At 67.1% G+C, this 21,457-nt stretch carries 20 protein-coding genes and 3 tRNA genes; 15 read left to right on the top strand and 8 right to left on the bottom strand.

The genetic code is table 11. The annotated features are described in order from the left end of the window. Positions 1-235 precede the first annotated feature (235 nt). From VHA82_RS06550 to VHA82_RS06500, 11 genes are all read left to right on the top strand, one after another. Positions 236-311 (top strand) — tRNA-Gly (locus VHA82_RS06550). Between the two features lie 48 nt (positions 312-359). After that, positions 360-433: transfer RNA gene (locus VHA82_RS06545), tRNA-Cys, on the top strand. 66 nt (positions 434-499) lie between these two features. Continuing rightward, positions 500-592 (top strand) — tRNA-Leu (locus VHA82_RS06540). A gap of 22 nt (positions 593-614) precedes the next feature. After that, positions 615-1,241 (top strand): DUF6806 family protein, encoded by a 627-nt coding sequence (locus VHA82_RS06535; RefSeq protein ID WP_325541674.1) that lies wholly within the window; start codon positions 615-617, stop codon positions 1,239-1,241. Positions 1,242-1,386: 145 nt separating this feature from the next. Further along, positions 1,387-2,088 carry a papain-like cysteine protease family protein gene (locus tag VHA82_RS06530; protein WP_325541672.1) on the top strand — a complete coding sequence of 234 codons (702 nt, stop codon included), beginning with the start codon at positions 1,387-1,389 and terminating at the stop codon, positions 2,086-2,088. Positions 2,089-2,417: 329 nt separating this feature from the next. Continuing rightward, positions 2,418-2,942: a hypothetical protein gene (locus VHA82_RS06525; RefSeq protein ID WP_325541670.1), complete on the top strand. Its 525-nt coding sequence runs from the start codon at positions 2,418-2,420 to the stop codon at positions 2,940-2,942. Positions 2,943-2,995: 53 nt separating this feature from the next. Beyond that, positions 2,996-3,667, top strand: a complete 672-nt coding sequence (locus VHA82_RS06520) for a hypothetical protein (protein WP_325541668.1) — start codon at positions 2,996-2,998, stop codon at positions 3,665-3,667. Between the two features lie 135 nt (positions 3,668-3,802). Next, positions 3,803-4,426 carry a hypothetical protein gene (locus VHA82_RS06515; RefSeq protein WP_325541666.1) on the top strand — a complete coding sequence of 208 codons (624 nt, stop codon included), beginning with the start codon at positions 3,803-3,805 and terminating at the stop codon, positions 4,424-4,426. After that, positions 4,423-4,881 carry a hypothetical protein gene (locus VHA82_RS06510; RefSeq protein ID WP_325541664.1) on the top strand — a complete coding sequence of 153 codons (459 nt, stop codon included), beginning with the start codon at positions 4,423-4,425 and terminating at the stop codon, positions 4,879-4,881. The genes VHA82_RS06515 and VHA82_RS06510 overlap by 4 nt, the downstream gene beginning before the upstream one ends. Beyond that, the gene (locus tag VHA82_RS06505; protein WP_325541662.1) at positions 4,878-5,702 is read left to right on the top strand and encodes a hypothetical protein; all 825 of its coding nucleotides are present in this window, start codon (positions 4,878-4,880) and stop codon (positions 5,700-5,702) included. The genes VHA82_RS06510 and VHA82_RS06505 overlap by 4 nt, the downstream gene beginning before the upstream one ends. Further along, complete coding sequence (locus VHA82_RS06500; protein WP_325541425.1) at positions 5,699-7,813, top strand: carboxypeptidase-like regulatory domain-containing protein; 2,115 nt, start codon at positions 5,699-5,701, stop codon at positions 7,811-7,813. Before VHA82_RS06505 ends, VHA82_RS06500 begins: the two co-directional genes overlap by 4 nt. A gap of 17 nt (positions 7,814-7,830) precedes the next feature. Here the strand turns inward: VHA82_RS06500 and VHA82_RS06495 are convergent, their stop codons facing one another. The 4 genes from VHA82_RS06495 to VHA82_RS06480 form a co-directional block, all read right to left on the bottom strand. Next, the gene (locus tag VHA82_RS06495; RefSeq protein ID WP_325541423.1) at positions 7,831-9,291 is read right to left on the bottom strand and encodes a class I adenylate-forming enzyme family protein; all 1,461 of its coding nucleotides are present in this window, start codon (positions 9,289-9,291) and stop codon (positions 7,831-7,833) included. 11 nt (positions 9,292-9,302) lie between these two features. Beyond that, positions 9,303-10,076: a glutamate racemase gene (gene murI / locus VHA82_RS06490; RefSeq protein WP_325541421.1), complete on the bottom strand. Its 774-nt coding sequence runs from the start codon at positions 10,074-10,076 to the stop codon at positions 9,303-9,305. 123 nt (positions 10,077-10,199) lie between these two features. Further along, positions 10,200-11,753 (bottom strand): fumarate hydratase, encoded by a 1,554-nt coding sequence (locus VHA82_RS06485; protein ID WP_325541419.1) that lies wholly within the window; start codon positions 11,751-11,753, stop codon positions 10,200-10,202. Beyond that, on the bottom strand, positions 11,750-12,037 hold the full coding sequence (locus tag VHA82_RS06480; RefSeq protein WP_325541418.1) for an AbrB/MazE/SpoVT family DNA-binding domain-containing protein: 288 nt from the start codon (positions 12,035-12,037) through the stop codon (positions 11,750-11,752). The genes VHA82_RS06485 and VHA82_RS06480 overlap by 4 nt, the downstream gene beginning before the upstream one ends. A gap of 230 nt (positions 12,038-12,267) precedes the next feature. On the opposite strand from VHA82_RS06480, the gene fumC reads away from it, so the two are divergent. The 3 genes from fumC (at position 12,268) to acs (ending at position 16,604) form a co-directional block, all read left to right on the top strand. Beyond that, positions 12,268-13,647, top strand: a complete 1,380-nt coding sequence (fumC, locus tag VHA82_RS06475) for a class II fumarate hydratase (protein ID WP_325541416.1) — start codon at positions 12,268-12,270, stop codon at positions 13,645-13,647. A gap of 4 nt (positions 13,648-13,651) precedes the next feature. Continuing rightward, positions 13,652-14,524: a hypothetical protein gene (locus VHA82_RS06470; RefSeq protein WP_325541415.1), complete on the top strand. Its 873-nt coding sequence runs from the start codon at positions 13,652-13,654 to the stop codon at positions 14,522-14,524. A 94-nt stretch (positions 14,525-14,618) separates the two neighbouring features. Next, positions 14,619-16,604, top strand: coding sequence for an acetate--CoA ligase (acs, locus tag VHA82_RS06465; protein ID WP_325541413.1), 1,986 nt, complete (start codon positions 14,619-14,621; stop codon positions 16,602-16,604). A gap of 33 nt (positions 16,605-16,637) precedes the next feature. Here the strand turns inward: acs and VHA82_RS06460 are convergent, their stop codons facing one another. The 3 genes from VHA82_RS06460 to VHA82_RS06450 all read right to left on the bottom strand — a co-directional run bounded on the left by VHA82_RS06460 (position 16,638) and on the right by VHA82_RS06450 (position 19,187). After that, positions 16,638-17,978: a hypothetical protein gene (locus tag VHA82_RS06460; RefSeq protein ID WP_325541411.1), complete on the bottom strand. Its 1,341-nt coding sequence runs from the start codon at positions 17,976-17,978 to the stop codon at positions 16,638-16,640. A gap of 91 nt (positions 17,979-18,069) precedes the next feature. Then, positions 18,070-18,672 (bottom strand): hypothetical protein, encoded by a 603-nt coding sequence (locus VHA82_RS06455; protein ID WP_325541410.1) that lies wholly within the window; start codon positions 18,670-18,672, stop codon positions 18,070-18,072. A 197-nt stretch (positions 18,673-18,869) separates the two neighbouring features. Beyond that, complete coding sequence (locus VHA82_RS06450; protein ID WP_325541408.1) at positions 18,870-19,187, bottom strand: c-type cytochrome; 318 nt, start codon at positions 19,185-19,187, stop codon at positions 18,870-18,872. A 229-nt stretch (positions 19,188-19,416) separates the two neighbouring features. On the opposite strand from VHA82_RS06450, the gene VHA82_RS06445 reads away from it, so the two are divergent. Further along, positions 19,417-19,662 (top strand): TIGR04438 family Trp-rich protein, encoded by a 246-nt coding sequence (locus VHA82_RS06445; protein ID WP_325541406.1) that lies wholly within the window; start codon positions 19,417-19,419, stop codon positions 19,660-19,662. A 45-nt stretch (positions 19,663-19,707) separates the two neighbouring features. Here VHA82_RS06445 and ilvD read toward each other — a convergent pair whose 3' ends face one another. Continuing rightward, complete coding sequence (ilvD, locus tag VHA82_RS06440; RefSeq protein ID WP_325541404.1) at positions 19,708-21,405, bottom strand: dihydroxy-acid dehydratase; 1,698 nt, start codon at positions 21,403-21,405, stop codon at positions 19,708-19,710. Positions 21,406-21,457 lie beyond the last annotated feature (52 nt).

Here is a 21,457-nt window from a genome sequence, read left to right as displayed (position 1 = left end):
TCGCGTTCGCGGAGATGACGAGCGAGGGCTCTCGCGTTCGCAGGGATGACGATCGAGGGCTCTCGCGTTCGCAGGGATGACGAATGAGGGGTCGCGGGGATGACGAACGAGGCTCTCGCGTTCGCGGGGATGACGAATGAGAAGTCGAGGGACGATGAACGAGTGCTCGATCACGAACGAACGCAGCCGCGCCGCGAAATCCGCCATCAAGATCAGATATAATTTCGGCTTCCGCGCGGGAATAGCTCAGTTGGTAGAGCGCAACCTTGCCAAGGTTGAGGTCGCGAGTTCGAGACTCGTTTCCCGCTCCAGATCCTAGTAGAAAGGGAAGCCTCGGCTTCCCTTTCGTTTAAGGAAGCGGCGCGTTAGCAAAGCGGTTATGCAGCGGATTGCAAATCCGTTCAGCTCGGTTCGACTCCGGGACGCGCCTCCACCGAACAGCCCCCGCAACGCGCGAGTTGCCGGGGCTGTTTTGATTTGGCTTACAGTGGGCCTTCAGGCCTGGGTGGTGAAATGGGTAGACACAGCGGACTTAAAATCCGCCGCTTTGCCGCAAGGCGGCGTGCCGGTTCGAGTCCGGCTCCAGGCACCATCGGGCCGACCGGAGAGACATGATGGCGAACTACGACGACGCCCCTTTCGAGATCCACGTGCACGGTGATGTGCCGCTGCGCGCCGACGTGACCTATGCGCAGTTGCAGGAGGCCTTGAAGCCCTTGTGGAAGTACGCGGGCGCCAAGTCGCTCGCCGAAGGCGCGGAAAGCGCCTACGAGGAAGAGCCCGGCATCAAGTTCGACACGCACGAACACCTGCTCACGATGTGCTGGACCGTGGGCGGCGACGAGGACTTCCGCCAGTCGCTCGACGAAATGTGCATGAGCCTGAACGAACTCGCCGAGCAGGGCGCGGCGATCGAGGTCACGTTCTACGACGCCGACTTCGACGAGGAAGAAGCGCCGCCCGACCAGGAGTCGCGCGACGACTTCCTCATGCTCTTCGTGGGCCCCACGCCCGCGGCCATCATGCAGGCTCAGCGCGACTTGCTGGTGGAAGACGTGATCCACCTCATGGAGCGCCACTTCGACGCGTCCGAGCTGGGCGGTGTCGTGGGCGAAATCGACAAGCTCTTCAACGAGCGCTTCGATGCGCTCGTGAGCTCGCTGGAGATCGGCAAGCCGCCGCGCGGCGGTGGCTCCGGCGGCGGGCATGGCGGCGGCAGGCGGCCGCGGCATCTGCATTGACGTGGCGCAAGGCGGCGGTGCCTCTTCGGTCACGCCGCGGTACGGTGTGGAGTAGCCGAGGGTCGGTGCGCGGATAAGCAACTCCCCTAAAGCGCCTTCGGTTTTGGCTGAAGGCGACACATGAGCCGGTGATGACCATGCATGCATGGCATCGCACTTTCTCCGGCTCGCCTCCCTTCTGCGGTTCGCCGCGCTCGCGGCGCTCGCTTTCACGCTGCAGACAACGCATGCCGCGCAGCAGTGCTCGGCGCCCGACGCGCACGGCATCGTCCGCTGCGAAGTGGGGCTGTCCACGGCCGAGATCCAGCGCATGACGGCCGTGCAGGAGAAGTCGATGTGGTGCTGGGCGGCCAGCATCGCGATGATCTTTCGCCACTACGGCCACGAGGTCGCGCAGGCCGCCATCGTGCGCACGAGCTACGGTACCGAAGCGAACTTGCCCGCGGCCACCGGCGACGTCATGACGCGCGCACTCTCCCGGCCCTGGGTCGCGGCGGACGGCACCCGCTTCCAGGCCAGCGTGAGCGCTTCGGATCAGCTCGCAAGGCATTTCGCCATCACGAACGATGACGTGGTCGCCGAACTCGCGGCCGAACGGCCCCTGCTCGTCGGTGCCATGGGACATGCGGTCGTGCTCGTTTCTCTCCACTACGAGCGCGGCGCCGACGGCCAGCTCCGGATCGTCTCGGGCACCGTGATCGACCCGCAGGCGGGCACCGGCGGAGTGCGGGCGCTGCTGCGCGGCGAGCTGCGGCCGAGCTACATCGCAGCGATCAAGGTCGATGCCACGCACCCGGATGCGCTCACCGCGCTCGCATCGAACTCCGAAGGCTCTTCGGTACACTAAGCGTCCGAAGTTCTTCTTTTCATTCCGAAAAAGCCTCGCGCTTGGCCTGAACAGGCCTGGCCGCAAACGCCTATTAATTCACGCTGCGCCTCGTCGGCGACCGAAGGTCACTCCGGCCCGACGGCCGGGGAGCGGGTTTTCACGTAAACCGTACGACCACACGTACATTACAGCTATTTACAAGTCCACTGGAGATGTTGCAATTGTGGCGTTGGTTGGTGATGGCGGCGGGCTCGATTTTGTTACTCAACCCATGTTGGGCTGAGTCGAACTATCTGGCTTCGAACGCCGCCGGAGCTTCGGTCAGCGCCCGATTGGACTTCAGCATCGTGATCCCCTCAGTGCTCTACCTGCGAATCGGAACCGGCAACGCCATCGGCGCGGCGAACAACTCGACCGTGAACGGCATGGCCTTCAACGTGCCCGCGAACATCATCGGCAACGGGACCGACGTGGCGGCGACCGCCGGCAGCGGCGATCTGGGCACCGGCGCGGTGACGGTGCGTGTGTTCAGCAACGTGGGCGGCAGCGTGTCGCTCAACTCGGCCGTGACCGGCGCGCTCGGCGACGGCGCCGGCCACAGCATCGCCTGGTCGGAGATCACCGTGACGGAGGCCGCGCTTGCCAGCGGCACCACGGGTTTCACCAACGCGGCCATCACCCACCCCGCATTCAACACGGGCGCGGGCGGCGGCAACGGCACGGCGACCACGCTTACGGCGACGTCGGGCATGGTCCGTCGCGAAGGGCAGTGGACATACACCTACAGCAACACCAACGTGGTGCCCGCCGGCACCTACGGCGGCACTCCCGCACGCAACGGCCGGATCACCTATACCGCAGCCCAGCTATGAACCCCTCGCTTTCCCACCCCACCCCCCACCCCCAGCCCCAAAGGAGCTTTGCCATGATGAAGAGACTCAGTGCCATCGCGATCGCCACTGCCGCCCTTGCGGCGCCGATGCTTTCGCACGCCGAATCGACGACCACGACGCCGGCGCAGGGACCCACCCCGGGACCCGCATCCACCGCGACCGCGCATGTCGATGTGACAGTCACCGTTCCGGCCGTGCTGTACCTGCGCGTCGGCACCGGCAACGCGATCGGCGCGGCCAACAACGCCACCGTCGACGGCATGACGTTCACGGTCCCCGCGGCGAACCTGGGTGACAGCACCGTCGTCAACGCGGCCGCCGGCAACGGCGACCTCGGCAGCGGCGCCGTGACGGTTCGCGTCTACAGCAATCTGGGCGACGTGAGCCTCAATTCGAGCGTGGCCGGACCGCTCAGCGACGGCGCGGGCGACACGATCTCCTGGAACCAGATCAGCGTGGTCGGGGCGGCGCTCGCGTCGGGCACGACCGGATTCACCAACGCGGCGATCACGCACCCCGCCTTCAACACGACCGCCGGTGGCGGCTCCGGCACGGCGACCACGCTCACGGCCACGAGCAAGCTCGCGCGCTTCGAAGGCAAGTGGACCTATTCGTACGCGAACGGCGTGGTCGTCCCGGCCGGCACGTACGGTAGCACGGTCGCCAACCACGGCCGCATCACCTACACCGCCACCCAGCTCTGAGCCGGGTATCGGGGGTGAAGCCCGGAGAGCGGCGTGTGCCGCTCTCCGGCTCGCGCATCGGCCGCGCTCGAGGCGGGGATGCTTGAACCCGCACTTCTTCCGCAGCACACTCGCACGATGCGCCGAAGTCCGAACATGCACCGCCTGCGCCCCGCCATCGCGGCAGCGCTCGGTCTTGCCGTGTCCTGGCCGCAATCGTCCTGGTCCTATCTCGTGGGGATCAATCCCGGCACGCGTTCCGTCTTCCTTCAAGTCGGCGCGGGCACCATGACGGGCGGAACGTTCAACAACGGCGGCACGCCGGGCAACAACGCGACCATCAACAGCGTCTCCGTGACGGTACCGGCCGCAAGCCTCGGCACCGGCAGCCTCGCGATGTCCACGAACAGCAACGTCACGACGAGCCCCTGGGACGGATTCACTTTCTGCAGCGTGCCGCAGCAGGTCTACGTCGGCGGCTTCTACCGCACGCCCGGCACGGGCGGCAACGCGACCCTCACGGTGACCTCGCCCGCGAACCTCACGAGTGGCGGCAACACCATCTCGTTCAACAACATTTCCTGGGTCTCCGGCGGCAACGGCGACGCATCGCCCACCATCCCGAGCGGGACCTTCGCGGCGGGCACCACGCAGACGCTTCTGAGCATCGCCCGCAACAACTGGTTCGAGAGCTGCCTCGCATTCAGCTACGCGAATGCCTCGCTCGCGCCGGCCGGGACGTTCACCGGGCGCGTCACCTACACGCTCACCACGCCATGAGACGGCTCGTTGCGTGGTTGGTGCTGGTCGGTTGGGCGGCGTGTGCGGCCGCGCAGCAGAATGTCGTTCGCATCGACGACACGGGCACGATGCTGAGCGAGCCCGTCGTCCAGATGAAGTGGCGCCAGCTCGTTCCCGGCCGCGCGTTCGACAACACCGTCGAAGCGCAGGTGCGCGTGGCGCTCAGGCTGCATTTCGAGCAGCTCGTGAACCAGCCGATTCGCCTCTACATGGCGCTGGCGCCCGGAACTGACGTGCCCGTGCAGGCGCGCTGGCGCACGCAAGGGCGGCTGCTCGCGGGCACCGTGCGCTCCGGCGGGCGCGCGCTCGTCTACGAGGGGCCCGCGCCGGGGCCGATTCTGGAGGAGACGATCGAGCTCCATCTCGAGACCGATGGCCGCTACCTCGTTTCGGCTCAGAATCTTCAGTTCTATTTCGAGGCGGAGAAACGATGAGGAAGACGACGAGCGCAGCGGCCTTGCGTGCGTTGGTGGGAGGAATGGTGTTCTTGCTGGCTGGTGCCGCGGCGAAGCCCGCGCGCGCCGAATTCGCGATCGCGGTGGCGCCTCCCCGCTTCGAGCTCGACGCGAAACCCGGCGAACGGATTCGCCGCACGCTCGACATCACGAATGCCGGCAGCGCGCCCGCGAAGCTCACGGTGAGGACGGCGGACTGGGTCTATGGCCAGGACGGCGGTGTCACATTCCTTGAGCCGCTTTCTCCGGGCAGCTGCCGCCCCTGGGTGGCGATCGAGCGGCGCGAAGTGACGGTGGGTGCGGGCCGCAACTACCGGTTCCGCTTCGAAGTGGCGCCGCCCGCGGATGCGCCGAAAGAGGAATGCCGCTTCGCGATCCTGATCGAGGGGACGGGCGATTCGCTGGGCGCCGCCGGATTGCCGATCGCGTTCAACGGCCGCGTGGCCATCATCGTCTACCTGGCGGTGGGCGACGTGAAGCCGAAGCTCGAAGTGCTCGGCGGCGAAGTGCGCAACGTCGACGGCCAGCCCACGGCCGTCCTTCGCGTGCGCAACAGCGGAACGGCGCACGGACGGCTCGAGGGCTTCCTCTCGGGCGTCGACGCGGCCGGGACGAGCCTCGACTTCGCGCCGTCGAACGCGCCGATCCTGCCCGACGAGGTGCGGGTCATTCCGCTGGTCCCCACGCGCCGGGGCGACCCCGAGACGCGCGTCGCGCCGGCGTTTCCCGTGACCGTGAAGGGCAAGCTCGAGTGGGGCAAGTCCGAGTCGCAGGACATCGAACAGCGATTCGGACCGTGACGCGAACCCGCGAGTCGATGCCGCACGTTCCGTCCGGCATGCGCGCGGCCTGCGCGTTTGCCGCCGCGGCCGGGCTGCTCGGCACGGTGCCCGCGTGGTCGCAACCGCAACCGCAACCGCAACCGCAGGGCGCGAACAACCCGGCTGCCCCGCCCGCCCCAGTCGCCCAGGTCGCTCCCGCCGCTGCCACCGGCTATGTCGATCAGGTGCTGGACGAAGGGCCCCAGAAGGATCAGGAAGAGGAACAGTCCGGCTACAACACGGCCGGCTGGCCGCGGTCGCTTCGCCTCGAATATTCGCTTGCCAGCCTGTCCGGCGCGGCCACGTCGCGCGATCAGGCGCTCGCCTTCAGCGGCTTCGTCGACACGCCCGACTGGGGCGCGCTGTCGCTGAACGGCGCGTTCACGCAAAGTCACCTGGATGCCGTAGGCGCCGGATCGCAGCCGAACCGCTTCACCTGGCGCGCCGACCAGCGGGCGATGCCGTTTTCCGGCGGCTGGCTCGCCGATCACCAGGCGGGCGACATCAGCACGCTTGCACCGCCGCTCGCCCGCGGAGTCGGGCGTCTCTTCCTGCCGACGAGCCCGGTCTACGGCGTGGGCGGGCACTGGTACCGCGCCGACACGCTCGATGTGAATCTGGTCGCGGGGCGGCTCGGCCTCTACTCGGGCCTCGACGTGAACGGCTTCCAGAGCCAGCCCGGCAAGATCGTCTCGGGCGGCGCCCAGATGAGGTTCACGATCCCCGGCGTGCCGGGCAACTGGGCAGGCGCCGCGCAGGTGAGCGAAGCGCAGGGCGTGGAGGAAGGCGGTGTTCCCGGCGGATTGAAGATCGGCTCCGCCTGGTCCACGCTCGCCTGGGAAGGGCGGGCGCCCTGGGCGGACAAGGTGGAAGGCCTTGCCGCTCAACCGATGGCGAGCCGCGTGGGCGGCCTTCGCGTGCAGGGCAATTTGATCCAGAGCACCACGGACCCGGGGCAAAGCGCCCAGGGCGAATGGCTCGACGCGGGCTGGCGCACCGAATCGCTGCAGAACCTCGCCGGTGTGTACCGGTTCGATCCGAACGTGCGCTGGGGACCCACGGTGTTCGCGAGCGACCTGGAAGGTGCGTACTGGCGAGCCGACATGTTCTCGCGCCAGTGGCAGCTCGGCTGGAGCGTGGAGACGGATCGCTCCGTCACGGGTGCGGGCGCGTCGAGCAGCTTCGCCAACGTGAATGCGCGGTACCGCCTCGACACGCGCAACACGTTCGGCACCACGATCGCGATGCGCCAGGGAAGCGGCGAAGGGAAATCCGTGCAGGTCACGTGGGACCGCAGGTCGCTCTTCGGACAGCTGCAGCTGCGAGCCAGCGCGCTTCGCACGCAGCTGTCGACCACCACCGCGCTGGGACTCGACCACGCGTTCAATCTCACAATCCCGAACTCGCTCGCCGTCTCGCTCGGCTGGAGCCAGACCCAGTTCGCCTCGGGCGGCGCGCTCGACGGCTGGACGTGGGGCGTGCTGGCCAACTACTTCCCGTGGCCGGGCCTGTCGTTCAGCGGCAATCTGCGCGGCGCACATGCCGTGACCGGCGATTCGCTGAACCTCGCCGTGGGCGCCACCTGGGAATTCATGCACAACTGGTCGCTCGTGCTGCGCTACAGCCAGTCGCGCGGGATCGATCCGGGGTCGCTGCAGGTCGTGTCGGCGCTCACCGAAGCACTGCAGGCCGCGACACAGCCCGCGCCGCCGACCCGCAGCATCCAGATGCTGCTGCGGTACGAAGAACACGCGGGCACCGCGTACGCGCCCATCGGTGGCCTCCCCGGTGCGGGTGCCGGCCGCCTCGCCGGCACCGTCTTCTTCGACACCAACGACAACGGCCGCCGCGACGCCTCCGAAGGCGGCGCACCGAACATCGTGGTGGTACTCGATGGCCGGTATGTCACGCGCACCGACGCGCAAGGCCTCTTCGAATTCGCGGCGGTCGTCGCCGGCGACCACAAGCTGCAGGTTCAGGCCGACAACGTGCCGCTGCCGTGGAGTCCAGCGAATCAGGACGCGGTGCCCGCGCTCGTGACGGTGCGCGGCTCGACCACGGTCGACTTCCCTCTGCGCCGGGAGCCGTGAACGCCGGGAGCTCCGTATCAGGGCCCCGTGACGGCCGCCTGCTTCGCATCGCGCAGGTTCCGCGCCAGTTGCAGCCGCAGCACCTTGCCCATGTCGTTGCGCGGAATCTCCGCGACACGCGCCACGAGCAGCTGCGGACTGCCCGGAAACGTCTTGCCGAAGCGGCGCACGAGCGCTTCCCGATCGAAATCGTCCGCCGCGACGACGGCAGCGCAGGCGCGCACGCCCCTGGGCGAATCGAAGCCGAACACCGCGACATCCTTCACGCCGGGCACCGTCGAGAGCGCCTCGTCCGCCGCGACGGGCGAGAGTTTCAGGCCGCCGATATTGATCAGTTCGCGCGTGCGCCCGACGATGGTGAGGCCGCCGTGCGCGTCGAGCGTGCCCGCGTCGCCCGGATAGAACCAGCCGCCCCGCAGCGCGATCTCGTTCGCGTCGTCATCGAGGTAACGCTCGACGAGCACCTTGCTGCGCATGCGCACTTCGCCCGTGGTGCCGGGCGCGACCGGCCTGTCTTCCTCGTCGACCACCTCCACGTCGACCCACGGAACCACTTGCCCCGTGAAACCGGGGCGGCCGTCGGCTTGCGCGGCATGCGTCATCGACACGGTCCCGACTTCGGTGGAACCGTACACGACGAAAAGCTGCTGCGTGAGTCTGAGCCGCGTCTTCACGCTCAGCTGCTGGGGCAGGCTGCTTCCCGCGACGAAGATGCGCAGCGCGGGAATCGGCGCATAGTCGGCAGGCAGGCTGGCCACCAGCGCCTCCAGCTGCGTCGGCGAGAGCAGCAGCGCATTCGTCTCGAGCCGCAGGATGTGCCAGGGCGCGACGCCCGGCTTCGACGAGGGGAACACGACCGTCCCGCCCGAGGCCCACGTGAGAAGCGGCGAGGCGTAGCCACCGAGCGTGTTGATGCCCATCAGGCTGCACGAGCGCGTGTTCCAGTGCGTGCCGAAGACGACCCCCGCCGTGTCCTGGCGGTCGCTCATCTCGCCATGCGTGATCAGCACGCGCTTGGGCGTGCCGGTGGTGCCCGAGGAAAGCACGATGCGCGCCGGCGTCTCGCGTGCATGGCGCTGCTCCTGGAAAGGGGGCAGGGCATCCGCGTCGCCCCCCAGCCAGCCGAGGCTTGCGAGGATGAAGCGGAAGTCGCCGCTTTCCATCGTCTCGTCGGCGATCAGCACGGCCGGGCGGATGAGTTTCAGCTCCCGCTTGGAAGCCATGCCCGCCGAGAGCACGCCCATCCGAAGCAGCGCGATATTGACGAGCCACTGAAGGTAGCGCGACTTCACGAGCACTCCGACGCATGCGTCGCGCGGAAGACCGAGCGAATCGAGGCGGCGCGTGACGCGTTCGATGTGCTGGACGAAGACGCGATAGGGGACTTCGTGGTTTTCGGAAATCACGGCCTTGCCGTGACCGTTGACGCTCGCCTGAAACTGGACGAACGCGAAGTACGAAGGGGCGGGGTACTGCATGGCTGCAAAGCTTACAGCCAGCGCGCCGCGGCTGACTGTAACTGAGCGAGCCGTCCCGAGGTCAGCCAGGTCCTGCCGCCTTCCCCCGAAGCACGCAAAAGGCCGCGTGCGTGGAGGAGCTCGCGGGTGCGGCGGGCGACCGGCGCTCCCGTTTCGAGCAGAGTGACGGCATCGCGCGCCGCGGCGCGAATCTCGCGTTCGGCGAAGGGGTAGTGCGTACAGCCGAGCACGAGTGTGTCGATGCAGCCGGGCTCGGTGCCGAGCCGGCCGAGCTTGCCCACGTAGTCGGCAGCGAGCCGCGCGACGGCAACGGCATCGAAGTTCTCGATGGCGTCGGCGAGACCGGGGCAGGGCTGCAGGATGAATTCGCACGCGTGCCGCAGCGAATCGTGCAGCGCCTGGAACTTGGCGCTGGAGAGTGTGCCTTGCGTTGCGAGCACGCCCACGCGCTTCGTGCGGGTGAGGGCTGCCGCCGGTTTGAGCGCGGGTTCGACGCCGACGATGGGCAGCTGCGGGTAGCGTTCGCGCAGCAGGTGGATGGCCGCTGCGGTCGCGGTGTTGCAGGCCACGACCAATGCTTTCACGCGGTGAACCGAGACGAGCTCATCGACGATGGCGTGCGAGCGTTCGATGACGTACGGGTCGCCACGTTCGCCGTAGGGGGCGTGGGCTGTGTCGGCGTAGTAGATGAAGTCTTCGTGCGGCAGCTCGGCGACGAGGGCGCGAAGGACGCTCAGGCCGCCGATGCCGCTGTCGAAGACGCCGATGGGGAGATCCGGGTGCACGTGCCCCTCACCCCAACCCTCTCCCCAGAGGGGAGAGGGAGAAAGCAGAACTCCCTCTCCCCTCTGGGGAGAGGGTGGGGGTGAGGGGCCGGGTCGAAGTGACGCGCACCCGCCTGCTCAACCTCACCCCACAGCCACCGGAATCTTCCTGAATTCCCCGCTCGCGATCCGCTTGCTCCATTGCGCAGGCCCTGTCGTATGCACGCTGGTCCCCTCGGCATCCACCGCCACCGTCACCGGCATGTCCACCACTTCGAACTCGTAGATGGCTTCCATGCCGAGATCGCCGAACCCGAGCACCCTGGATTTCCTGATCGCCTTCGACACGAGATACGCCGCGCCACCCACGGCCATCAGGTACGCCGCCTTGTGCCTGCGAATCGCATCGATCGCTTCGGGACCGCGTTCGGATTTGCCGACCATGCCGATCAGGCCCGTCTTCGAAAGCATCATGTCGGTGAACTTGTCCATGCGCGTGGCGGTCGTCGGCCCCGCAGGCCCCACGACTTCATCGCGCACCGGGTCCACCGGCCCGACGTAGTAGATCACCCGGTTGGTGAAGTCCACGGGCAGCGGCTCGCCCTTCGCGAGCATGTCCTGGATGCGCTTGTGCGCGGCGTCGCGGCCGGTGAGCATCTTGCCGTTGATGAGCAGCGTGTCGCCCGCCTTCCACGTCGCGATCTCTTCTTTCGTGAGCGTATCGAGGTTCACGCGGCGGCTCTTCTGCGTATCGGGCGCCCACTCGATCTTCGGCCAGGTGTCGAGGCTGGGCGGCTCCAGGTAGGCGGGGCCGGAGCCGTCCATCACGAAATGCGCGTGGCGTGTCGCCGCGCAGTTGGGGATCATCGCAACCGGCTTGCCCGCCGCGTGCGTGGGAAACATTTTGATCTTGATGTCGAGCACGGTCGTGAGGCCGCCGAGCCCTTGCGCGCCGATGCCGAGCGCGTTCACCTTCTCGTAGAGCTCCAGGCGCAGTTCCTCGACCTTCGTGAGCTTCTCGCCGCGCTCGGCCTTCGCCTGCAGCTCGTGCATGTCGAGGTCTTCCATGAGCGATTCCTTCGCGAGAATCGCGGCCTTCTCCGCCGTGCCGCCGATGCCGATGCCCAGCATGCCGGGCGGACACCACCCCGCGCCCATGGTCGGGACGGTCTTCAGCACCCAGTCCACGACCGAGTCGCTCGGGTTCAGCATGACCATCTTGCTCTTGTTTTCGCTGCCGCCGCCCTTGGCCGCCACGGTCACTTCGAGCTTGTCGCCGGGGACGATCTGCGTGTGGATCACCGCCGGCGTGTTGTCCAGCGTGTTCTTCCGCTCGAACTGCGGGTCCGCGACGATGGATGCGCGCAGCGTGTTGTCCGGATGGTTGTAGCCGCGGCGCACGCCTTCGTTGATCGCGTCTTCGAGGCCCGCGTCGAAGCCTTCGAAACGCACGTCCATGCCGACCTTCAGGAACACGTTCACGATGCCCGTGTCCTGGCAGATGGGCCGGTGTCCGTAGGCGCTCATCTTGCTGTTGGTGAGGATCTGCGCGATGGCGTCCTTCGCGGCGGGGCTTTGTTCTCGCTCGTAGGCGCGGGCCATGTGCGCGATGAAGTCGGGCGTATGGTAGTAGCTGATGAACTGCAGTGCGGCGGCGATGGATTCGACGAGGTCGTCCTGCTTGATGGTGGTCGTCATGGGTGATGGGACTGCAGATGCGGGTGTCGGTCGGCAATTATCCCACCGAGCTTGTCGCCCGGACGCAGACCGGGATGGTCGAGGATCTCCTTGCGCAACGTGACCTGGCCTCGGGAGGTGAGCGTCGGCATCGTCCTTCGCAAGGTGCGATGCAGTTCCGCATTGTTTCGGGACGGCTGCCGGCGAAGTGCCGGGAGCTTGGAGGGATTCACCTTTTCTTTGTCAGAGGGTTCCAGCCGACGATCGGCAGCAGAGGGAGCGATCTGCGCATCGAGCTTGTCCACTGTCGTTTGCAACGCAAATGCGCATTCATCGCGCAGCTCCTCCTACCGGCGCCTGCGCATGGAAGACCCGAAGCCAAGCAGCGGCGCCGACTCGCTCAAGCTCGAAATCGAGCCGTACTGCAAGAGTCACCGAGCGCCACCGAGCGCCACCGAGCGCCACTGAACGCGGGCCACCGAGCGCGGCACCGCGAGGTGCTACTCTTTCGTCAGCCAACGAAAGAGATCGCGCCATGGCCACCCGCATCGAACACGACACCTTCGGCCCCATCGCCGTGGCGGCCGAGCGCCTCTGGGGCGCGCAGACGCAGCGCTCGCTGCAGAACTTCGACATCTCCGGCGAGCGGCAGCCGAAGGAGATCGTCCGCGCGCTCGCGCAGATCAAGCGCTCCTCGGCGGTGGTGAACCACCTGCTCGGCCTCATCGATCAGCGCAAGGCCGCGGCCATCGTCGCGGCGGCCGACGAAGTGCTCGCCGGCGAGCACGACGACCAGTTTCCGCTCGTGGTCTGGCAGACCGGCTCCGGCACGCAGACCAACATGAACATGAACGAGGTGCTCGCCAACCGCGCGAGCGAACTCCTGGGCGGCTCGCGCGGCGAAGGGCGGCTCGTGCACCCGAACGACGACGTGAACCGGAGCCAGTCGTCCAACGACGTGTATCCGACGGCCATGCACGTGGCGGCGGTGGACGCGATCCGACATCGCGTGCTTCCGTCGCTCGCGAAGCTGCGCGAGACGCTCGCCGCGAAGTCCGAAGCATTCAAGGACATCGTGAAGATCGGCCGCACGCATCTGCAGGACGCGACGCCGATCACGCTCGGGCAGGAATTCTCCGGCTACGTCGCGCAGCTCGAACAGAACGACCGCCATCTGCACGCCGCGCTGCCGCACCTGTGCGAACTGGCCCTCGGCGGCACGGCTGTGGGCACGGGGCTCAACGCGCCGAAGGGCTACGCCGAGCAAGTCGCCGCCGAGCTCGCACGCCTCACGGGCCTGCCCTTCGTGACGGCGAACAACAAGTTCGAGGTGATGGCCGCGGCCGACGCGCTCGTGCATGCGCACGGCGCGTTGAAGACGCTCGCGGCATCGCTCATGAAGATCGCCAACGACATCCGCTGGCTCGCGAGCGGGCCGCGAAGCGGCATCGGCGAGCTCTCGATTCCCGAGAACGAACCGGGCTCCTCGATCATGCCGGGCAAGGTGAACCCGACGCAGAGCGAAGCGATGACGATGCTTTGCGCGCAGGTCTTCGGCAACGACGTCGCCATCAATTTCGGCGGCGCCTCGGGCAACTTCGAACTGAACGTGTTCCGGCCGATGATCGCGTACAACTTCATGCAGAGCACGAGGCTGCTTGCCGACGGCATGCGAAGTTTCGACGAGCATTGCGCGGCCGGGATCGAACCCAACCGCGAGCGCATCGGCGAGCTGGTCGGCAGATCGCTGATGCTCGTGACGGCGCTGAACCCGCACATCGGCTACGACAAGTCGGCGCAGATCGCGAAGAAGGCGCACAAGGAGGGCACGAGCCTGCGCGAAGCGGCGCTCGCGCTCGGCTTCGTCACGGCCGAGGAGTTCGATGCGTGGGTGCGGCCGGAGCGCATGGTGTGACCCGATGGGCGCGAGCGCCGTCCTCTATCTCACGCATCGGTTCAGCCGCTCCCTGGCCGCGCGATTCGAGCGATTGCGCCGCGAAGCCGCCGGCCACGCGGACTGCTTCGTGCTGCTGCACGACGACGGCGGCGAGGTCACGCGGGCCTGGCGGGACTTCCTGGGCTTGCGCGGCGCGCTCGACGCGCTGCACCTCTTCACTCCGGAATCGGTGAGGCGCGAACTCGGCGTGACCCTCTTCGACACGGGCTTCCTGGGCAGCGTGCACCTGCCGCTGCTGCGTTTCGCGCATGAGCGCCCCTACGCGCACTACTGGCAGGTGGAAGGCGACGTGGAATATCGCGGCGACTGGGGCGGCCTGTTCGCCGCGTTCTCGCAGGTGGAGGCGCCCGCGCTCGCCGCACACCTGCATCGCTTCGCGGACTGGCCCACGTGGCACTGGTGGCCGACCTTGCGCCCGCCCGAGGGGATGCAGATCGCGCGGCGCGAACTGCGCAAGGCGTTCTTTCCGGTGTCGCGTTTCTCCGCGGCGGCGCTGCGCGCGATCGAGGCGGCGCACGTCGCGGGCTGGCTCGGGCATATGGAGGTCCTGATTCCCACCGTCTTGCTGCGCGAGGGAATGCGGGTGGGCGATCTGCGCGAGCACCTGCCTTGCTACATCGGCGACGGCCAGAATCCGTCGGAGCTGCTGCTGCTGCAGTCCACGCTGCGCTGGCGGCCCGAGATCTCCGTTCAGGAGTTCACGCGCCGGGGCAAGGGCGCGCTCATCTTCCATCCGGTGAAGCAGGACTGGTGCTTCGACGGCGAGAGGGTCGTCACGTGGGAAGGCGCGCCACCGCTCCCGCAGGGTCATCGTGGCGCCGCCCCCGAAGCATGAATTACATTGGAGCCGAGCGCCGTCGTCAGTGCGTCGTAAGTCGTATCACTGACATTGGAGGCAATCGAGTTCCACCATCGCGGAGACATCCATCATGAGCGCCATCGAATCTGTCCTGGTCGAAAACCGTGTCTTTCCCCCGCCCGAAGCCGCCGTGAAGCGCGCCCGCATCTCGGGCATGGGCGCCTACGAAGCGCTCTGTCAGGAAGCCGAGAAGGACTTCGAAGGGTTCTGGTCGCGCCTCGCGCGCGACAACGTCGTGTGGACCAAGCCCTTCACGAAGACGCTCGACGAATCCAATGCACCTTTCTACAAATGGTTCGAGGACGGCGAGCTCAACGCCTCGGCCAACTGCCTGGACAAGCACATGGGCACCGCGGTCGAGAACAAGACCGCCATCGTCTTCGAAGCCGACGACGGCACGGTGACGACCGTCACCTACAGGGAACTCCTCGCGCGCGTCGGCCGCTTCGCCAATGCATTGAAGGCGCAGGGCATCGCCCGGGGCGACCGCGTCGTCATCTACATGCCGATGGGCGTCGAAGGCGTCGTCGCGATGCAGGCGTGCGCGCGCATCGGGGCGACGCACAGCGTCGTCTTCGGCGGCTTCTCGGCCAAGTCGCTGCAGGAACGCATCATCGATGCCGGCGCGGTCGCCGTCGTCACGGCCAACTACCAGATGCGCGGCGGCAAGGAAATGGGGCTGAAAGCCATCGTGGACGAAGCGCTCGGCATGGGCGGCTGCGACACGATCAAGTCCGTGCTGGTCTACCAGCGCACGCCGACCGCCTGCAACATGCTCGCGGGGCGCGACAAGACGTTCGACGAAGTGCTGAAGGGGCAGTCCGACGAATGCAAGCCCGAGCCGGTCGGCGCGGAGCATCCGCTTTTCATCCTCTACACCTCGGGCTCCACCGGCAAGCCGAAGGGCGTGCAGCATTCCACCGGCGGCTATCTGCTGTGGGCCAAGCTCACGATGGACTGGACGTTCGACATCCAGAGCGACGACGTCTTCTGGTGCACCGCCGACATCGGCTGGGTCACGGGGCACACGTATGTCGCGTACGGCCCGCTTGCCGCGGGCGCGACCGAAGTGATCTTCGAAGGCATTCCCACGTATCCGCACGCGGGCCGCTTCTGGCAGATGATCGAAAAGCACAAGGTGACGGTGTTCTACACGGCACCCACCGCGATCCGCTCGCTCATCAAGGCCGCCGAGACCGACGAGAAGGTGCATCCGAAGAACTGGAACCTCGGCTCGCTTCGCATCCTCGGCACAGTGGGCGAGCCGATCAACCCCGAAGCGTGGATGTGGTACCACCGCAATGTGGGCGGCGAACGCTGCCCGATCGTGGACACCTTCTGGCAGACGGAAACCGGCGGCCACATGATCACGCCGCTGCCCGGCGCGACGCCCACGGTGCCGGGTTCGTGCACGCTGCCGCTGCCGGGCATCATGGCTGCGATCGTCGACGAGGTCGGGCACGACATCCCGAACGGCTCGGGCGGCCTGCTCGTGGTGAAGCGGCCGTGGCCTTCGATGATCCGCACGATCTGGGGCGACCCGGAGCGCTTCAGGAAGAGCTACTTCCCGCAGGAGCTGGGCGGCAAGCTGTACCTCGCGGGCGACGGCGCGGTGCGCGACGCGAAGACGGGCTACTTCCGCATCACGGGCCGCATCGACGACGTGCTGAACGTGTCGGGCCACCGGCTCGGCACGATGGAGATCGAGTCGGCGCTCGTGTCGAAGACGGACCTCGTGGCCGAAGCCGCGGTGGTGGGCCGCCCCGACGACCTCACGGGCGAAGCGGTGTGCGCCTTCGTCGTGCTGAAGCGGCCGCGTCCCACGGGCGAGGAGGCGAAGAAGATCGCCGAGGAATTGCGCGCGTGGGTCGGCAAGGAGATCGGCCCGATCGCGAAGCCGAAGGACATCCGCTTCGGCGACAACCTGCCCAAGACGCGCAGCGGCAAGATCATGCGGCGGCTCTTGCGCAGCATCGCCAAGGGCGAGCAGATCACGCAGGACGTGACCACGCTGGAGAACCCGGCGATCCTGGAGCAGCTCGCGCAGAAGACGTGAGGGCGGCCCGCGCCATCGGGCGCAGGCGTGCGCTCAATCGGGCGGATTGGCCTGAGACAGTTTCCGAGCGAGCCGCTCGAGTTCCCCATGACCATAGCGCGCGCCCCCCTGAATGTCCGGCGAGCCGGCGAAGAGGTCATGCACCTGGTCGAAGCACGACATCGCCGCGAAATAGCCGGCGCGCTGCATGCGCTTGACCGCTTTCGCCTGCTCCCGGCTCGGGAGACCGTGAAGCCTCTCGATGCCGAGCGACGTCGTCACGTCGTCTGCTGACCAGTCCTCGCGGCTTCTCATCACGCGGACGACGAGATTTCCGTGCTCATCCGTTTGCCTGAGCAGGCGCTGCGTGTCGATGAGCCGCTGCCGCGCGGCCGCGATCTCGGCGTCGGTCAACAATCCCTCGAGGTCCGCCGCGAGTCGAACCGTCGTGAGATTCAGGATCGAATCGCGCGTTCTCTCGTCGATGATCGCGGGGGGATTCGGAAACAGTCCGACGGGCTGGCCCTCGTCGTCCGAGGTCGTGAGTCCGAAGGCCAGGTCGCCGTCGATGCCGGTGACGCGCATGGGTCCGGGCCCGATTCTTCCGACGAAAATGTTTTGCAGGTGCCGGTCACACTGGCCTGCGATCCGATCGAACCATTCCAGATTGTTCGTCTCGCGCCTCGTGTCGGGATCGTCCAAATCGATCTGATTCAGCATGCCGAGCGGCAACCCGTCCGGGTCGCGGCGCCCATTGATCAGCGTCACCGCCGGGTACAACTTGTCCGGGTCGGCCTCGATTTCGACGTCGGTGAAACCGTGATCGAGCGCGAAGCGCCGCAGTTCATCGGGATGTGCTCTCAGAACGTCGGCATCTTGCCTGGTCATCCGGACCGACTTGTCGTCCGTGCTGAGCACTTGAACGCCGGGTGCCTCCTGCATGAAGCATCCCACCAGCTCGCCATTTCTCGCGACGGGGTGGGTCAGCGGGATGACATGAAGTCCGAGAAGTCGATTGAGCCTCGATGCGGCGACGCTGCGAAGCGACGAATTTGGACGTTGCCCATCGATTCCCATCGCGGCCGCGATCGCCGCCGCCTTGGTCTTGAGCCGGGGACGATCGGCCTTGAACACCCCCCTGGCCTGCATGCCGTTGGGCAATTGGGCGGTGACGCCGAACTCGATGCCGTCATCGCGCGCGGAAAGGCGCTCGAACATCGGCGGCCCTCCGAGGGCGTCTTTTTTGCAGGGCTGCAGCTGAAGCGTCAGCATGGGCCCGGTCGCCGCCGGCGCGCTGCTGGTCGGCGTGGCCCGGGCCGAGGCACTTGCCGTCGGGTCGACGACTGGAAGATGGATGCGCAAGCCGCCCGAAGCGGAAGAAGATTCGCCGATCATTTGCAGTGTTTCGCTTTCCTCGATTCGTGGTCGCCCGGGTTCGATGCGGCCAGGCGCAGGAACTCAGTAACGTCACCGGAGGAATCGTTCATCAGGCTTTGCCGGTGGCTGCCATCCGATGGGGTGGGTGTCCGGTAACGTCGCCCGAGGGCAGCGGCCGCACGACGCGACTGCGCCCGCTGGCGGGCGGAAGCGGTGGCGGCTGAAGGTCCAGTTCCTTGATCCAGTCGATCAGCCTGCCGGCGTCCGCCTTGAACAAGGACAGTCGCAGGGCCAGGGAGGCCGGATCGCAGGCTCTCTGCTGTTCCTGGGCGATCTCGGCGGCCAGCTGCGCCAGGTTTGCGGGGTGCACGACGAATCTCTCATCGTCCTTGCCGAGGCAACTGCCCTTTCTCTCGATCACGATGCCTTCGTCGACGCGGAGGTGGACCGTCGCGACGTCCCAGAAGCTTCCCGGGTCGTCGAATGAATAGTGCACGGGCCTCGGGCCGCAGCGTTCGATCGAGGGGCTGCGCTCGGGCGATGACAGCTCTTGTTTCGCTGTGGGGCGCGTGAGCGCAGGTGGTGGCTCCACGAATCGGCTGGGTAGCGAATGGCGCCGAGGCAACGGCTTCAGCGGGCGCGCTGTCCTGGTTCGCGGCATCGAGTCGATGGATCCGGATCGGGGGCGAACGCCTCCGGTATTGACTTGCATGGGTCTTCACTCCTTCGAGGTGAGTGACACCCGGGCGGGCACGGTTCCGCTTCGCGGCAATCCCAGGCTTTGGTACATCGGCGGGCGACTTCAGATGCTCATGACCCTGCGCGCCGGCGCCGAGCGTCTCAGCCGGTGACACGACGAGGCCGCGTGATTCCGGCGCCATCGCGGGGATGACGCCGGGCCTCACGATTTCACTTCAGGCTCAGCACCCAGGCTGCGAGCTTCTTCGCCTCCGCCTCGTTCACCTGCGTGTTCGCGGGCATCGGCACCGGTCCCCAGACGCCGCTGCCGCCCTTCATGATCTTCGCGGCCAGCTTGTCGACGGCGTCCTTCTGCCCGGCATATTTGGCCGCCACTTCCTTGTAGGCGGGGCCGACCAGTTTCTTGTCCACGGCGTGGCAGGAGAAGCAGTTCTTCGCCTGCGCGAGCGCCTGGTCCGCGAAGGCGGAGCCGGGCAGGGCAAGCAAGGGGGCCAGCGAAGCGGCGAGCACGGCGAGCGCGCGGTTCATGATCGTATCCTTCCGAGGTTGCGGTTCTGACGTTCAACGGCATTGTAGGCAGCAGCGTTGACCTGCCACGCCGACCAGCCACTTTGACGTGCCACGCTTACCTGGCGCCTACGCGCCGCGCGATCGGGACAGCGCGCGTTGCGTTACAGTCCTTCGACGGCGTTCGCACACAGCCGTCCCGGCAATCGCCTCGCGCACCGGCCGGGGCGTCACTCGCTTCGGAGAAGAGATGTATTTCCTCGGTATCGGCATCATCCTGCTCGCCATGAAGTACCTGTACATCGCACCGGTCGCGAACTGGTCGTGGTTCATCGTGCTCGCCCCGTTCGCGATGGCCGCGGCGTGGTGGGCCTGGGCCGACTGGTCCGGCTACACCAAGCGCAAGGCGTCCGAGCGCGAGAATGCCCGCAAACAGGCGCGCATCGACAAGAACCGCGAATCGCTCGGGATACTGCCGAGGAAGAAGAAGAAGTAAGACGTCTTCGCCGGGCAAGCGAATCCGCTCCGCCCGAACTGGAACTCAGTAGTCGTCCAGCACCGCGCCCCTGCTCGCGCTGGCCGCGTTGAACGCGAACTTCGCCTGCACGCCCCGCATGTAGCGCGGCTCGGGCGCTCGCCACGCGCTTCGGCGCTTCGCAATCTCCTCATCGCTCAGGTTCAGCTGCAACAGGAGCTTATGCGCATCGATGGTGATCGAGTCGCCCTCGCGCACGATCGCGATGTTGCCGCCCGCCGCGGCCTCGGGCGCGACGTGTCCGACGACCATGCCCCACGTCCCGCCCGAGAAGCGCCCATCGGTGATGAGACCCACGCTTTCGCCGAGTCCCGCGCCGATCAGCGCGCTCGTCGGCGCGAGCATCTCCGGCATGCCGGGGCCGCCCTTGGGCCCGAGGTAGCGCAGCACCATCACGTCGCCCGCCTCGATCCTGCCGTCGAGAATCGCCTGCAGCGCCGACTGCTCGTCGTCGAACACGCGCGCGGGGCCGGTGATCACCGGGTTCTTCAGGCCCGTGATCTTCGCGACCGACCCTTCGGGGGAGAGGTTGCCCTTCAGGATCGCGAGGTGTCCGTGCTCGTACATCGGGTCCGAGATCGGCCGGATCACGTCCTGATCCGCGCGCGGCGCATCCGGCACGTCCTTCAGCGTCTCGGCGATGGTCCTGCCGGTGATCGTGAGGCAGTCGCCGTGCAGAAGACCCGCATTCAGCAGGAGCTTCATCACCTGCGGGATACCGCCCGCGCGATGCAGGTCCACGGCGAGGTACTTGCCGCTCGGCTTCAGGTCGCAGATCACGGGTACCTTCTGGCGCATGCGCTCGAAGTCGTCGATGGTCCACTCGACGCCCGCCGCATGGGCGATGGCGAGGAAGTGCAGCACGGCGTTGGTCGATCCGCCCGTGGCCATGATCACCGCGACCGCGTTCTCGATCGAGCGGCGCGTCACGATGTCGCGCGGCTTGATGTCCTTCGCGATCGCTTCGAGCAGCACCTTCGCCGACTCCTTCGCCGAGTTCATCTTCTCGTCGTGCGGATTCGCCATCGTGGATGAGTAGGGCAGGGAGATGCCGAGCGCCTCGAAGGCGGAGGACATCGTGTTGGCGGTGTACATGCCGCCGCACGAGCCCGTGCCGGGGATCGCGTGCTGCTCGATGTCCTTCAGCGCCTGGTCGCTGATCTTGCCCGCGGCGTTCTGGCCGACGGCTTCGAAGACGCTCACGATGTTCAGGTCCTCGCCCTTCCACCTGCCCGGCAGGATGGTACCGCCGTAGACGTAGATCGCCGGCACGTTCGCGCGCAGCATGCCCATCAGGCCGCCGGGCATGTTCTTGTCGCAGCCGCCGATCACGACCACGCCGTCCATCCACTGCCCCTGCACGCAGGTCTCGATGCAGTCGGCGATGACCTCTCGGCTCACGAGCGAATACTTCATGCCCTCGGTGCCCATCGCCATGCCGTCGGAAATGGTGGGCGTGCCGAAGATTTGCGGATTGCCGCCGGCCTCGCGGATGCCTTCCACGGCCGCGTCGGCGAGCTTCTGCAGGCCGCTGTTGCACGGCGTGATGGTGCTGTGGCCGTTGGCCACGCCGACCATGGGCTTGCCGAAGTCGGACTCCTCGTAGCCCATGCCGTAGTACATCGAACGGTTCGGAGCGCGGGCCTTGCCCTCGGTGATGTGGCCGCTGCGAAGGGGGCGGATCGGAAACGTCTTGGTGCTCATCGCTCTCATTCTAGAGCGGGCGCATGACGGCGGCTTTCACGAACCGCGCGCC

The organism is Ramlibacter sp. (assembly GCF_035548915.1).
In the GTDB taxonomy this organism is placed as follows: Bacteria; Pseudomonadota; Gammaproteobacteria; order Burkholderiales; family Burkholderiaceae_C; genus Ramlibacter.
The sequence above is the reverse complement of the archived record's forward strand: the minus strand, read 5'-3'. Positions and strand labels throughout refer to the sequence as shown.

Coding starts and splice junctions, on each gene's coding strand:
- VHA82_RS06535 (WP_325541674.1), top strand. CDS start 615: ATGGCGAACTACGACGACGCCCCTTTCGAGATCCACGTGCACGGTGAT.
- VHA82_RS06530 (WP_325541672.1), top strand. CDS start 1,387: ATGGCATCGCACTTTCTCCGGCTCGCCTCCCTTCTGCGGTTCGCCGCG.
- VHA82_RS06520 (WP_325541668.1), top strand. CDS start 2,996: ATGATGAAGAGACTCAGTGCCATCGCGATCGCCACTGCCGCCCTTGCG.
- VHA82_RS06515 (WP_325541666.1), top strand. CDS start 3,803: ATGCACCGCCTGCGCCCCGCCATCGCGGCAGCGCTCGGTCTTGCCGTG.
- VHA82_RS06510 (WP_325541664.1), top strand. CDS start 4,423: ATGAGACGGCTCGTTGCGTGGTTGGTGCTGGTCGGTTGGGCGGCGTGT.
- VHA82_RS06505 (WP_325541662.1), top strand. CDS start 4,878: ATGAGGAAGACGACGAGCGCAGCGGCCTTGCGTGCGTTGGTGGGAGGA.
- VHA82_RS06495 (WP_325541423.1), bottom strand. CDS start 9,291: ATGCAGTACCCCGCCCCTTCGTACTTCGCGTTCGTCCAGTTTCAGGCG.
- VHA82_RS06485 (WP_325541419.1), bottom strand. CDS start 11,753: ATGACGACCACCATCAAGCAGGACGACCTCGTCGAATCCATCGCCGCC.
- fumC (WP_325541416.1), top strand. CDS start 12,268: ATGGCCACCCGCATCGAACACGACACCTTCGGCCCCATCGCCGTGGCG.
- VHA82_RS06470 (WP_325541415.1), top strand. CDS start 13,652: ATGGGCGCGAGCGCCGTCCTCTATCTCACGCATCGGTTCAGCCGCTCC.
- acs (WP_325541413.1), top strand. CDS start 14,619: ATGAGCGCCATCGAATCTGTCCTGGTCGAAAACCGTGTCTTTCCCCCG.
- VHA82_RS06460 (WP_325541411.1), bottom strand. CDS start 17,978: ATGATCGGCGAATCTTCTTCCGCTTCGGGCGGCTTGCGCATCCATCTT.
- VHA82_RS06455 (WP_325541410.1), bottom strand. CDS start 18,672: ATGCAAGTCAATACCGGAGGCGTTCGCCCCCGATCCGGATCCATCGAC.
- VHA82_RS06450 (WP_325541408.1), bottom strand. CDS start 19,187: ATGAACCGCGCGCTCGCCGTGCTCGCCGCTTCGCTGGCCCCCTTGCTT.
- VHA82_RS06445 (WP_325541406.1), top strand. CDS start 19,417: ATGTATTTCCTCGGTATCGGCATCATCCTGCTCGCCATGAAGTACCTG.
- ilvD (WP_325541404.1), bottom strand. CDS start 21,405: ATGAGCACCAAGACGTTTCCGATCCGCCCCCTTCGCAGCGGCCACATC.